10 protein-coding genes are annotated in these 14,305 nt (G+C 31.8%); 8 read left to right on the top strand and 2 right to left on the bottom strand.

What is annotated here, in order from left to right; genetic code table 11:
• Window positions 1-119 precede the first annotated feature (119 nt).
• The 6 genes from FYJ50_RS10115 (at window position 120) to FYJ50_RS10140 (ending at window position 10,396) form a co-directional block, all read left to right on the top strand.
• The gene (locus tag FYJ50_RS10115; RefSeq protein ID WP_268891894.1) at window positions 120-1,187 is read left to right on the top strand and encodes a restriction endonuclease subunit S; all 1,068 of its coding nucleotides are present in this window, start codon (window positions 120-122) and stop codon (window positions 1,185-1,187) included.
• Between the two features lie 99 nt (window positions 1,188-1,286).
• Window positions 1,287-2,363 (top strand): HNH endonuclease, encoded by a 1,077-nt coding sequence (locus tag FYJ50_RS10120; protein WP_154461580.1) that lies wholly within the window; start codon window positions 1,287-1,289, stop codon window positions 2,361-2,363.
• Between the two features lie 29 nt (window positions 2,364-2,392).
• Window positions 2,393-5,452: a type I restriction endonuclease subunit R gene (locus FYJ50_RS10125; RefSeq protein WP_154461582.1), complete on the top strand. Its 3,060-nt coding sequence runs from the start codon at window positions 2,393-2,395 to the stop codon at window positions 5,450-5,452.
• Between the two features lie 42 nt (window positions 5,453-5,494).
• Window positions 5,495-8,170, top strand: coding sequence for a helicase domain-containing protein (locus FYJ50_RS10130; protein WP_154461584.1), 2,676 nt, complete (start codon window positions 5,495-5,497; stop codon window positions 8,168-8,170).
• A 132-nt stretch (window positions 8,171-8,302) separates the two neighbouring features.
• Window positions 8,303-9,421, top strand: a complete 1,119-nt coding sequence (locus FYJ50_RS10135; protein ID WP_154461586.1) for a BMP family lipoprotein — start codon at window positions 8,303-8,305, stop codon at window positions 9,419-9,421.
• 45 nt (window positions 9,422-9,466) lie between these two features.
• Entirely contained in the window at window positions 9,467-10,396 is a 930-nt protein-coding gene (locus FYJ50_RS10140) for a carbohydrate kinase family protein (RefSeq protein WP_154461588.1), read from the top strand.
• A 4-nt stretch (window positions 10,397-10,400) separates the two neighbouring features.
• On the opposite strand, the gene FYJ50_RS10145 is transcribed toward FYJ50_RS10140, so the two are convergent.
• Window positions 10,401-11,168, bottom strand: a complete 768-nt coding sequence (locus FYJ50_RS10145) for a type III pantothenate kinase (RefSeq protein ID WP_154461590.1) — start codon at window positions 11,166-11,168, stop codon at window positions 10,401-10,403.
• Complete coding sequence (coaBC, locus tag FYJ50_RS10150; protein ID WP_154461592.1) at window positions 11,162-12,361, bottom strand: bifunctional phosphopantothenoylcysteine decarboxylase/phosphopantothenate--cysteine ligase CoaBC; 1,200 nt, start codon at window positions 12,359-12,361, stop codon at window positions 11,162-11,164. The genes FYJ50_RS10145 and coaBC overlap by 7 nt, the downstream gene beginning before the upstream one ends.
• A gap of 139 nt (window positions 12,362-12,500) precedes the next feature.
• Between coaBC and FYJ50_RS10155 the strand changes: the two genes are divergently transcribed.
• Together FYJ50_RS10155 and FYJ50_RS10160 are read left to right on the top strand one after the other, a co-directional pair.
• On the top strand, window positions 12,501-13,634 hold the full coding sequence (locus FYJ50_RS10155) for a glycerate kinase family protein (RefSeq protein WP_154461594.1): 1,134 nt from the start codon (window positions 12,501-12,503) through the stop codon (window positions 13,632-13,634).
• Entirely contained in the window at window positions 13,631-14,125 is a 495-nt protein-coding gene (locus FYJ50_RS10160) for a hypothetical protein (RefSeq protein ID WP_154461596.1), read from the top strand. Before FYJ50_RS10155 ends, FYJ50_RS10160 begins: the two co-directional genes overlap by 4 nt.
• Window positions 14,126-14,305: the final 180 nt, after the last annotated feature.

The raw sequence follows: 14,305 nt of genomic DNA on the forward strand, positions 1-14,305 counted from the left end.
AAAGAAGAAACATCAAAAAGAAATGATTATAGAAGAAATAAAAAACAACCCAAACCAAAGTGGAATGGGTTGTTGATCGATGAGATTTTTAAATATTTCCCATGTCTACTTGACTAGGGTTGTATCAGAGTTGTTCTACACAAATTATGCCAAAAAATAGTATTTTATTCTCATCAAGAGCCCCGATCGGTTATGTTGCAATTGCTGATAATGATTTATGTACAAATCAAGGATTTAAATCAGTGGTGCCTAATGATAATATAAATCCATTATTTGTGTACTATCTATTAAAATTTAATAAAGATAAAATTGAAGGATTAGGTAGTGGTACAACTTTCAAAGAAGTATCTGGTACCACTATGAAAAATGTAATTGTTAAAGTTCCTGAAACAATTGAGGAACAAAGAAGAATATCATCTATCTTAGATGCTATTGATAAGAAAATAGAACTGAATCAAGAGATAAACAATAATTTAGAACAACAGGCTCAACTGTTATTTAAGTCGTGGTTTGTTGATTTTGAACCTTTTAACGGATCTATACCCTCTGATTGGGAAGTTGTCCCTCTTGAAAAGATTGTTGACTTCCAAAATGGCTATGCTTTTAAAAGCAAAGAACTTCTTAACGAACCATCTTCTGATTGTTACCAAGTTTTTAAACAAGGACATATTTCACGCGGTGGTGGGTTTATTCCCGATGGAACAAAAAGCTGGTATCCTAAGAGACTTGCTTCAAAATTGGAAAGATTCGTCCTAAAAAAAGGCGACATTCTTATGGCGATGACCGATATGAAGGACAATGTTGCAATATTGGGAAACACAGCCATTATGCCATTTGATAATGAGTATATTGTCAACCAACGAGTTGGGCACATAAGAGCAAATGGATATAAAGGAATTACATACCCATTTATCTATTTACTCACAAATAGCACTAATTTTCTTACTAACCTTCGCAGTAGAGCCAATAGTGGTGTTCAAGTTAATCTGTCTTCTACCGAAATTAAGGTTTCGCAAACAGTTTTGCCATCTGAAAAAGTAAATATGGCTTTTTCTGAGATAACACTTCCGATGTTTGAAGCTATTATAAGTAATCAGCTTGAAAATCAGCAATTGGCACAACTTAGAGATACTCTTTTACCTAAACTAATGTCTGGTGAACTTGATGTTTCCAACATTGTTCTTTAAGCCGCTAAATTATTATTTAGTTTAACTTTGTTTGATTATTTGTTTGATTATATAGATAGATCCTATTTATTTAAATGTTATAAGTTTGGTGGAGTTGTTATGTTTAAATATGTTAAAGATTCAGATTATTTAAAAACTGTTATTGATCTATTTGTTGAAAATATAACTAAAAAACAGAATGGATTAAAAGTATCTTTTAATAATGGCTTTTTGGAAAAAGAAGAGGGTTATAAGAAAAGAATTGTTGCAGATGCAAAGAATATTCTTTGTATAGATAAATGGGATTTATCGAATTATTCTTTTATCAATGAATGTGTTTTAAAGATAATGATGCATAAGGATAATAATATCGTGCATTATCAACAAAAGATTCAATTCAAAAATGGTATTGAAGATAGACCAGAACATGCAGCTAAATTATTTTATAATTTATATAAAACAAATAAGGATCGAAAATCATATGAAGATTTAGCTGATTTTTTTGGTTATAAAACAGATGTTCTTTCTTATTTAATGTTTGTTAAAGAACCAAATAGATATGTTCCATGTAAGAAATCTATATTTATTGATAGATTAGAATTTCTCGATATTGATTCAGAAATGTTAAAAGGAAGAATGACATTTGATCAATATTTAAAATTTAATAGAGCTATAGATGAAGTCGCAAAGATCTATAGTGATTATGTTGAACAAATTAATTTAATAGATGCTCATTCTTTTGTCTGGTATTCAAATCGATTGTTCAATCAGGAATCTCAAACTTTTGACAAAGAAAAAAGTTTAGAAAAGGAAAAGATAAAATTATTAAAGACAAGGATAAATCAAAGAGGATATCGAAATCGTGTTATTGCAAGATGGAATGGTTGTTGTTCGGTTACAGGATGCAATTGTACTGAATTATTGATTGCATCGCATATAAAACCATGGAAAGATTGCTATGAAAATAATGAATGGTTGAACCCTAAAAATGGTTTATTGCTGGTTCCTAATTTAGATACATTGTTTGATAAAGGATATATTTCATTTGATGAGAAAGGGAAAATTATATTTTCGAAATGTTTAGATGAGAATTCTATTCGTTGTTTTGGATTGAATGAAAAAATGAAATTAAGAATAAGACCAGACAATGAAATGAATGAATTCTTGGAATACCATAGAAAGAATATTTTAAAATAGTTATTTATGTTAGACGGGAGGGTTATACTATGTCATTCATTTTTACAGAGGCAGATTATGAAAATGCAGTTTTAGACTTATTTAGAAATATGAATTATGAATATTTGTATGGTCCAAATGTTGAAAGAGATTTAAAAAATCCTTTATATATGCCTAAATTAGAAGAGGCACTGTATAAATTAAATCCCAAATTACATGAAGACGCGATTAAAAATGCGATATATAAATTAACAAATTTTGAAATGGGTGATCTGGTTTCTAAAAATAAAGTATTTATGGATTACTTACAAAATGGAATACCAGTAAAATATCATGAAAATGGTCAAGAAAAGTCATCTATTGTCTATATAGCAGATTATGATAATGTAAACAACAATTCTTTTATTGTGGCAAATCAATGGACATTTATAGAAAAGAGCAATAAAAGACCAGATGTACTTATTTTTTTTAATGGAATTCCTATTGTTCTAATAGAATTAAAATCTCCTTCCAGAGATGAAACGGATGCTTCTGAGGCTTATCTACAAATTAGGAATTATATGCAGGAAATACCTTCTATGTTTATATATAATGCGATTTGTGTCTTAAGTGATCAATTGATAACGAAAGCCGGGACAATTACTTCAGGAGAAGATCGTTTTATGGAATGGAAGACGGTAGATGGAAGTTATGAGAATACACAATATGCGTCTTTTGATACTTTTTTTGAAGGTATTTTTAAAAAAGAACGGTTTTTAAATATAATTAAAAATTTTATTTGTTTTTCTACGGATGGAAAGAAAAATATAAAGATTTTAGCTGGATATCATCAGTATTTTGCGGTTAATAAGGCAGTTAATTCTACTGTTCGTGCAACACAGACAGATGGAAAAGCAGGCGTTTTTTGGCATACACAAGGCTCTGGAAAATCTCTCTCTATGGTTTTCTATGCTCATTTGTTACAGCAGGCGTTGAATTCACCTACAATTGTGGTTATTACAGATCGAAATGATCTGGATGATCAATTATATTCTCAATTCGCAAAATGTGCAGATTTTTTACGTCAAAAACCAATACAGGCACAGAGCAGGGAACATTTAAAAAATTGGTTAAGTGGTCGAAAGGCAAATGGAATCATTTTTACAACAATGCAGAAATTCGAAGAGTCTTTCGATGTTCTTTCAGATCGAAGAAATATTATAGTTATGGCTGATGAAGCACACCGGAGTCAGTATGGATTAGATGAAAAAGTAAAATTTATTAAAAATAAATCAGGGGAACAAGAAGCAAAAATTGTTGTTGGAACGGCACGTATTATTCGAAATAGCTTACCGAATGCATCTTATATAGGATTTACTGGAACACCAATCTCAAATAAAGATAAATCTACACGTGAGGTATTTGGGAATTATATAGATATTTATGATATGACCCAAGCAGTAGAAGATGGTGCAACTCGTCCTGTTTATTATGAGAGTCGTGTTGTTAAATTGAAATTGGATGAAGAAACAATTCGTTTAATTGATGAAGAATATGAATTAATGAGCGAAGATGCTAATCCGGCTGTGATTGAAAAGAGTAAAAGACAACTGGCTCGTATGGAAGCAGTGTTGGGTGCAGATGAAACTATTAATTCTTTAGTAAATGACATTTTATATCATTATGAAAACAATAGAGAAAATTTATTAACTGGAAAAGCCATGATTGTTGCTTATTCTCGTCCAATTGCTTTAAAAATTTACAAAAAGATATTGGAATTAAGACCTGATTGGACAGAGAAAATAGCGGTAGTAATGACCTCTAGTAATAAAGATCCTGAAGAATGGCATGAAATTATTGGCAACAAAGCACATAAGGAAGAATTAGCAATTAAATTTAAAGATAATGAGGATCCTTTAAAAATTGCTATTGTTGTAGATATGTGGCTTACTGGTTTTGATGTTCCTTCTTTGGCAACTATGTATGTATATAAACCGATGAGTGGACATAATTTAATGCAGGCAATAGCCCGTGTAAACAGAGTTTATAAAGATAAAGAGGGTGGATTGGTTGTTGATTATGTAGGTATAGCTAAAGCACTGAAACAAGCTATGAATGACTATACTGTACGTGATAAAAATAAATATGGAGATCCAGATATAGGTAAAATTGCGTATCCAAAATTTCTGGAGAAGCTGGATATTTGTCGTGATTTATTCCATGGATATGATTATTACTTGTTTGAAAATGGAACAGATCTGGAACGAGCAAAAACAATTAGTGGAGGAGTTAACTTCGTTGTGGCTCCAGAAAAGAAAAAAGAAAAAGAAGTATTTATCAAAGAAGCATATGCATTAAAACAGGCTTTAAGTTTATGCTCTTCTTTAGTTGAACCAGAATTGAGATTAGAGGCTGCATTCTTTGAATCTGTTCGTGTTTTGGTAATGCGACTGGAGGAAAAGGGTGGAAGGCATTTGATTTCTTTACCTGAAATGAACAAAAGAATTAATGAATTGTTGAAACAGAGCATTAAAAGTGATGGGGTTATTAATTTGTTTTCAGACATTCATGAAGAATTTTCTTTGTTTGATCCTAAATTTTTAGAAGAAATTTCTAAAATGAAAGAAAAGAATCTTGCTATAGAACTATTAAAAAATTTAATAGCAGATCAGTTGAAAATATACCGACGGACAAATGTAGTAAAATCTGAAAAATTTTCAGAAATTATACAAAAAACAATCAATTCCTATTTGAATGGAATGTTAACTAATGGAGAAGTAATTGAGAGATTACTGGAAATGGCTAAACAAATTAAACAGGCCAAAGAAGATGGTGAATCACTTGGATTAACGGAAGAAGAATTGGCTTTTTATGATGTTCTAACAAAACCGGATGCGATAAAAGATTTTTACAGTAATTCCGAACTGATTTCACTCACAAAAGAGTTAACAGAAACATTAAGAAACAGCAAGACTGTGGACTGGCAGAAGAAAAATTCTGCTAGAGCTCGCATGCGTATGATAATAAAGAGACTTTTGAAAAAATATAAATATCCGCCTGAAGGTATGGAGGATGCCATGAATACGGTAATGACCCAATGTGAATTGTGGGCAGACAATATTGAATATTGATACATTGGATACGAATGTTTATGAAGGGGATGAATGATTTAGATGGAACTGGATTTTGAAGAAGAGAAACAAAATTTAAATAGTTTGCTTGCAGACTTGAATTATGAAATAAATAAAATTCAAACAAAAGTAAATCAATTGAGCAAAGAATTAAAAGAACCAGTTTATGGCTATGATGATCGAGATCGATGGTTTATCAATAAAGACAGGTTTAATAGAAATAGAGATACATTAGAAGAATACTGTATCATTAAAAAATGTCCCTATTTTGGAAGAATTGATTTAGAAAGTGATGAAGAAGCAAAAGAATATTATATCGGCGAAAAAGGATTAATGTTGGATTTTAAACAAAGAATAATAGATTGGAGAACGGAATTAGGAAATATATTCTATTCTTCTAGTAAAAATGAAGAAACCAATTTTATTGTATGTGATACATATTATAATCTGTTATTAAGAAGAGAAATAACGATAAAAAATTCAACATTAATCTCTTGTAAAACGACATTCAATCAATTTGAAGATATTTTTGAAAATGGTGTTGTGGATTCATTTTTGATTGATGTATTGAAAGATAAACGAAGAAGCAATGCAGTAACAAATATTATTAAAACAATTCAGTATAACCAAAATGAAATTATGAGAAAACCATTGTCAGAAAGCTTTGTGGTACAAGGATGTGCTGGCTCAGGAAAGACAATGATATTGCTTCATAGATTATCCTTTCTTTTATTTAATGACTATGTTAAACCGGAACAAATAAAAGTAGTAACACCAAATAAATATTTTGACTCACAAATTGACAATCTTAGTAAAGAATTAGGATTGGAACTGATTCAAAGATACACCATAGAAGATTATTATAAATATCTTCTTGAACTTTTTCCAAATGGAAAATTGAATGTGGAAATTGAAAGTGAAATGTTTTTGCCTCATGATATGCTTTATGAAATATATTCACAAAAATTTAAGTTAGAGGTTGAAGAAGTTTTTAAGGAAATTCAAAAAAACTGTATATCACTATTAAATGAAAATAAAATCAGACAGATTTTAGAATCCGTTCATTTTTCGACATTAGTATTAAATAATGAAAGCTTGTATGGTATATATCAAGGATTAAAAAAATCGATTGATAATATTATAAAAGCGGCAGACAGTGAAAAAGAAATAAACAGTCTGAATACAAAGTTAAAAGAGATTGATGTTTATATGGAAGATCAGATTCCTTTTTTAATAAATGCGTATACATTAAAGAAAAAGGAATATAACAAGGAAATAGAAATATTTAACAAAGAAAAAGATGAATTAGAGATTATCGTTAAGGATTTAAAAGCGGAGAAAAAACGTAAGGAAAATGAAAAAGTATTGGATATTAATTACTCTAAAGTTTTAAGCATGGATTATTTGTTGAAAGAAAAAAATGAATTAACATCCTATATACTAAATCAATGTATTGATGAATATAATCTGTATTTGCATTTGTTCAATGAATATAAATCGATTCCACAATATAATTTCATGAGAAGAAATAATATCAAAAAACAAATGAATGTAGTCGAAGAATCAATAATCGCAATCGCAACTGTTGCTTTACAAGATTATCAAAATCAATATAGACAGGAAAAAAATGCAGGTATTTATAAAGAAATTGATGAAAAAGTGGATAGAATTGAAATAAAGATAAAAAACATTAAAAAATCAATCAGTGATAAAAAGTACATACTAAATCGAAATGAATTTATTATTGGTCAATTAAAAAATAAAGTACAAATTGGATTATTTATGGAATTTTGTTCTTTAAATGGATTGAAAGATGAACCATTTTATGGAGAAATGCTGGACTATGTTAAAGAAACAAGAGAAATAAATAAGAAAAAAGAAGCAATTTTAAATCATAAAAAACAAATAGACCTTAGTTCTTTTGATATGAATAATTATGAAAACTTAAAAGAGATTCAAAAAGTATTATCAAAGATGAGTTTTAATGAAATTTATAGAGATGTATATAAAAATACGTTATCTAAAATATATGCAGAATATAAGTTTAAAGAAAATAAAAAGGTGTATCGACATAATTTGTTTTTTAGATTACTTTTGAACTTGCTTTATTATAAATATGTAGATACACGTGATATATTAATCTGCATTGATGAAGCTCAAGATTATTCTTTTTCTGAGTACAGCTTGTTTAAATCTATGAATACAAAAGCTTCTTTTAATCTCTATGGAGACATAAATCAGATTGTATTTGAATATGAAACACTGATGGATTGGAGTTTATTAGAACCATTAAATATCGCAAATGTTTATGTATTAAATCAGAATTACAGAAATACAGAACAAATTACAGAATTCTGTAATGATAATTTTGGTTCTGAGATGATTCCTATCGGTATTAAGGGAAAAGAGGTAAAAGAAGAAAATCTTAAAGGAGTGCTTAATTCCTTAAAATCTATACAGAATAGCCATAAAAAATATAGATCTGTTATTATTTATAAGACTTTAACAGAGAAACAAAATAAAATTCTTTCGGATTTTTCAGAAGAAATGAACATCGAGATGAATACTGTTGTAAATGAAGGAATTTCTATTCTGCCTATTAATTTGGTTAAAGGTATGGAGTTTGATGCGGTTGCTGTACTTACAAATGGGATGGAATTTAATGAGCAGTATGTTGCATTCACTAGAGCTTTAGATAATCTATATATAGTTAGATAATGGTTTAAAAGGATTATTTTTTGTAAGAAACGAGAAGATATTTTACATAAAAATGTAAGCCTTTACAATATTGAACTGGTCTATTTTTAGTGATAAAATTATTCTATAAGAATACATACGGAGGAGACAATTATGAAAAAAATTCTTAAGTTATTTGTTGCTTTCAGTATGTTTTTTGGGTTAGCTGCCTGCGGTTCAGGAGATAAAAAAGATGATACATCTGAAATCCGTGTAGCTATGATTACTGACTCAGGAGACATTACTGACCAATCATTCAACCAGACAACTTATGAAGCAGGTAAAGCATTCTGTGAAGAACATGATATTGACTTTAACTACTACAAACCTTCATCAGATGATGACGCTGCTCGTATTGATATGGTTGACAAAGCTGTTGATGATGGATATAACGTTATCTTAATGCCAGGATTCTTATTTGCTGAAGCAGCTGCTTATGGTACAAATACATATCCAGATGTTAAATTTATCGCATTGGATTTAAGTGAATTTGATTTAAGTGAAGCTTCTCAGGAAGCAAATATGGATGCTCTTTATTCAACTGTTTACCAGGAAGAAATTCCAGGATTCATGGCTGGTTATGCTGCTGTTAAAATGGGATATACTGAATTAGGATTCTTAGGTGGTATGGCTGTTCCAGCTGTTATTCGTTATGGATATGGATATGTTCAGGGTGCAGATGCTGCTGCTAAAGAAATGAACGTAAATATCAATATTAAATACGTTTATGGTGGACAGTTCTATGGAGATGCAGATATTACAGCTAAGATGGATACTTGGTACTCTCAAGGTACTCAGGTAGTCTTTGCTTGTGGTGGTGGTATCTATACTTCTGCTGCAGAAGCTGCAAACAAAGTTGGTGGAAAATTAATTGGTGTTGATTCTGACCAGGCTCCTATTATCGATGGAACTTATGCAGAAGGTATGACAATTACTTCCGCTATGAAAGGTCTGGCAAATACAGTTACAACTTTATTACAGGCTGTTGTAGATGGAAACTTCTCTGATTATGCTGGTAAAGTAGATAACTTAGGATTGATCAGTGAAGATCCAAGTGAAAACTATGTTGGATTATCTGATTCAACTCAATGGTCTGATTCATTCAGCGAAGATGACTACAAAGAATTGACTAAGAAGATTTATAACAAAGATATCAAAATCTCTAATGATACAGAAAAAGAACCTTCAGTAAGCTCAAATACAACAGTTGATTATCAGGGATCTATTAAATAATAAATCAGGCAGTCGAAAGACTGCCTCTTTTTAAAAGGAGAATATATGGGAATTGTTGTGATAGGTTCTGTATTTGTGGATATTAAAGGATATCCATTTAATACGTATATCCCGAAAGGAAGAAATGCCGGAAGAGTGATTCAGGTTCATGGAGGAGTTTCTCGCAATGTAGCAGAAGACATTGCCAATCTGGAGTTAAGACCCACTTTTGTTTCTTTGGTGGACGATACGGGTATGGGATGGGAAGTTATCCAGAAATTAAAAAATCATAAAGTAAATACCGATTATATCTGGTCTGTAAAAGATGGTATGGGAACATGGCTGGCAATTTTTGATAACGATGGAGATGTCATTGGTTCCATTTCAAAACGTCCTTGTCTGGATCCTATTGGCCAGATACTGGATGAAAATGAAGAGGCTATTTTTAAAGATGCGGATAGTATCATCATTGAACTGGATATGGAAAAAGACATTGTGAAAAAAGTGTTTAAAGCAGCACAGAAATATCATAAAGATGTCTATGCTTTTGTATCCAATATGTCCATTGCGGTGGAAAGAAGACAGATGATACAGGATACGGCCTGTTTTGTATGTAACCAGCAGGAAGCAGGAATTTTCTTTTCGGATGATTATGATACATTAAATGAAGAAGAAATGTTGAAAACATTAGTACAGAATATTCAGGGAGCCAATATTCCATCAATGGTTGTGACAATGGGAGATAAAGGGGCTGTCTATGCTTCTTTAGATGGACAAAGTGGAATTTGTCCAGCAATAAAAGTTGAAGTAAAAGATACGACTGGTGCAGGAGATGCGTTCTTTGCCGGCGTGGCGACTGGATTGACATATGGAAAAACATTAAAAGAGGCTTGTATGATTGGTACTCGATTGGCTTCTTCGGTCATTGCGACTTCAGAAAGTGTCTGTCCAAGATTTCTTCCCTCAGAATTTGGTATTAAAACAAACAAGGAATGATCAATCATTCCTTGTTCTTTTCATAAATCGCTTTTAAACCTTTAAAAATCAATTCACGATCGTAATAATCAATTAAATTTGTATGTTTAAATACAATCGTTCCCAATCCTCCAGTCGCAACGACTTTAAAATCAGTTTTGCATTCCTTTTTGAATTGACGGATCGTATATTCAACACCACCTAAATACTGATAGAAAATACCAGCCTGCATTTCGGTTTTTGTGGTTTTTGCCAGAATGGTTTTTGGCTGTTTGATTTCAATTTCAGGAAGCTGAGCTGTCTGTCCCCATAGGGCATTGGCACCTGTTTCGATTCCCACTGAAATGGCACCTGCTTTAAAACAGCCATTTTCATCGACATAATCATAAGTAGTTGCCGTACCAAAATCAACGATCAGAACAGGACCTCCATACGTATAGTAAGCGCCTGCTGCATCCGCAATACGGTCAGCTCCAACGCTTTTTGGATTTTCCAGTTGAATACTGATTCCCGTTTTGATTCCAGGTCCGACAATTATGGGTTCAATTCCATAAAATTTACGAATTCCATTCACAAATGAATACATGACTTTAGGAACTACGCTGGAAACAATAATGGCTTCAATGTTTTCTTTGGTTACATTGGATCTTGTTAAAAAAGTATTTAACATAAATCCAAATTCATCCGATGTCCTTCTTACCTTTGTAGTCATTCTATAATTCGCTACAAAAGTATCTTTATTAAAGATTCCTACTGTAATATTTGTATTTCCAATATCTATAGCAACTAACATGTTTTACCTTCTTCTATTTCCATTAATGTTTCAAGAATTTTAACACCTAATTGTTCTTTTGTCATCTTATCAAGATGAATTTTTTCTTCTCCTTTAAATAAAGTAACTACATTTGTATCAGTTTTAAAACCAGCTCCAGCTGTAAATAAATTGTTTGCGATCAACATATCACAATTTTTTTCAACTCTCTTCTTATTCGCGTTTTCTTCCAGGTTTTCCGTTTCCATCGCAAAACCACAGATTACCTGATTTTCTTTTTTATGCAATCCTGCATAAGCCAGAATATCTGGATTTTTGACCATATGTATATTGGAAACATCTTCTTTTTTCTTAATTTTCTGGCGGGCAATGTTTTCAGGACGATAATCCGCTACCGCTGCAGCCATAATGATATAATGGGCATCATCTAATTGACTTTTGACGGCTTCAAACATTTCCAGTGCCGATTTTACTGAAATGGTCTGAATTCCTTTAATGGGATCCAATTGAACTGGGCCAGAGACCAAGGTTACATTGGCTCCCATTTCATAAGCGACTTTTGCGATGGCATAGCCTTGTTTGCCACTGGAATGGTTGGATATAAAACGAACCGGGTCAATGGCTTCCTGTGTAGGACCAGCTGTGATTAATACATTCTTTCCTTTTAATGGCTGATTTGTTTCGAATAAGGCATCAATTTCCTTTAAAATTGTATCAACGGAAGCCAGTTTTCCCTTTCCAACATCCTTACAGGCTAATAAACCTGTTTCGGGTTCAACAATCTTATAACCCAATTCTTTCGCTTTTTTCAGATTCTGTTGTGTAACTTCATTTTGATACATATGAACATTCATAGCTGGACAGATCATCTTTTTTGAATGACAGGCTAAAAATGTTGTCGTAAGAAAATCATCCGCAATGCCATTTACCACTTTGGCAATCACATTGGCACTGGCTGGAACGATCACAAAACAATCGGCCCATTTGGCAAGTTCTATATGTTCAATCGGATCTTCAATATCCGGATCAAATAAATCACTGTAACATGGATTTTTTGATAAGGCTTCAAATGTTAAGGGAGCTACAAATTTTGTGGCATTTTTTGTCATCAGAACTTTGATTTCATAATCTTTTTTAGACAGCTGACTAACCAGATCACAGGCTTTATAAGCTGCAATTCCTCCACTAACACCTATACATATATGTTTTTTCATTTATGAATTCCTCTTTTTCTAATACTTATATATATTATCATTATGTATTAAAAAAAAACAGAATTATGTGAATATTATCACAATGAATTCATACATGTTAAATAAAGACGCTTTAAGAACATTGTGTTAAAATATAAATATGAAAATTGTAGTAGCCTGTGATTCTTTTAAAGGATGTATGACAAGTAAAGAGGCTAATGAAGCCATTAAAAGAGGAATTCTAAAATCAAATGACAAACATACAGTTATCTGTATTCCTATGGCAGATGGAGGAGAAGGAACTGCCCATGTGTTAGGAGAATGCCTTAAGGCACAAAAGCGAACGGTTTTAACACTGGATGCGTATGGAAAAAAAGTTCAGGCCAGTTATTATATAACTCAGGATCAGGTTGCCATCATGGATGTAGCCAGCTGTATTGGTTTAAGTATGGTGGAAAAAGCACTTCGTAATCCATTTGTTGTCAATTCACGGGGAGTGGGTATTTTAATGAAAGATGCGATTGCACAGGGCTGTAAACAACTGATCATTGGATTGGGTGGAAGCAGTACCAATGATGGAGGAATGGGGATTCTTCAGGAATTTGGAGTTGAATTCTATAATGCGCATATGCATGTATTAAAAGCCAATCCTTATGGTCTAAAACAGATGACATATATTAATAAAAAGAAATTTAAAAAACCAGAAGTCGATATTCTTCTGGCTTGTGATGTGAATATTCATTTATTAGGTGAAAATGGAACCACTTATTTCTTTGGAAAACAGAAAGGTTTCTATCATTCTCAGATGAAAGAAGTGGATTCCTGGATGAAAAATTACAGTGACTGTATCAATCGAACGTTTCATGTGGATATGAATTCATTTGAATCTGGAGGTTGTGCAGGGGGAATTGGAGCCTGCCTGATGGCTGTATTTGGAGCTAAACATTTTTCAGGGGCTCAACTGGTGGCACAAAAATCAAATTTAAAAGAGGAAATTGAAAACTGTGATCTAGTCATTACTGGAGAAGGACAGACCGACCGTCAGACAGAATATGGAAAAGTTCCTTTTGAAGTGTTACAGATTGCCAATGCCTGTAAAAAACCAGTAATCTGTTTAAGCGGTGCTTTAGGAATTGGATACCAGAAATTATACGATTATGGAATGGCAGGTATCTTTTCTGGAAGCGATCGGGCAATGACATTTCAGGCAGCTATTGAACAGGCGGAAGAAAAAATGGAAAATTGTGCCTATTCCATTATTCATTTAATCGATACAATTAAGGGGGATCTATGAAAAAATTAAAGTTTTTTTTAATCGTTACCATGTTGATTTCAATGTGTTCCTGTACAAAAAAAGAACCGTATCAACAGATTGAAATTTGTATGGATGAATTAAAAGAAAAAATAGAAAATAAAGAATCTTTTAATTTTATGGTGATAAGAGACCAGTGTGATTTCTGTCAGGCTTTAAAAAATTATATTGATCTGACTTCACAGGAACATGATGGAGTCATATTATATACGATTGATTCCACTGATTTTGGATTTAAAAGAGAAAAGGAAGAGGATCTATTAACATCGGATACCGAAGATGGACAGGCTTTATTAAATTTATGTCCTTATTTTCTTTATACACCTTCAATTTATACAGTAGAAGAAGGGAAAATTGTTACAAGTGGAATTGGTTTTGATGATTTAAGTAAATCGGTATCGGTATGGGACTTAGATTCATTTGTGGATTTTAATGAAGCACAGCAGGTTGAATTCTGGGATTTCATTTCTTGAAAGAATTTTCATAATTTTGAAAATAATTTGAAATATTTATAAAAATCTCCTATATGATATGTACCCTCCAAACTGGACAATAAGCCAGTAAGGAGGGTTTTTATATGAAGTATACATGGCAGTTTAAACTTGAATGTGTAAAGAATTATAAGAAAGGCATTACTACACCTGTACCTGAAT

Source organism: Floccifex porci, assembly GCF_009696175.1.
GTDB lineage: Bacteria > Bacillota_I > Bacilli_A > Erysipelotrichales > Erysipelotrichaceae > Floccifex > Floccifex porci.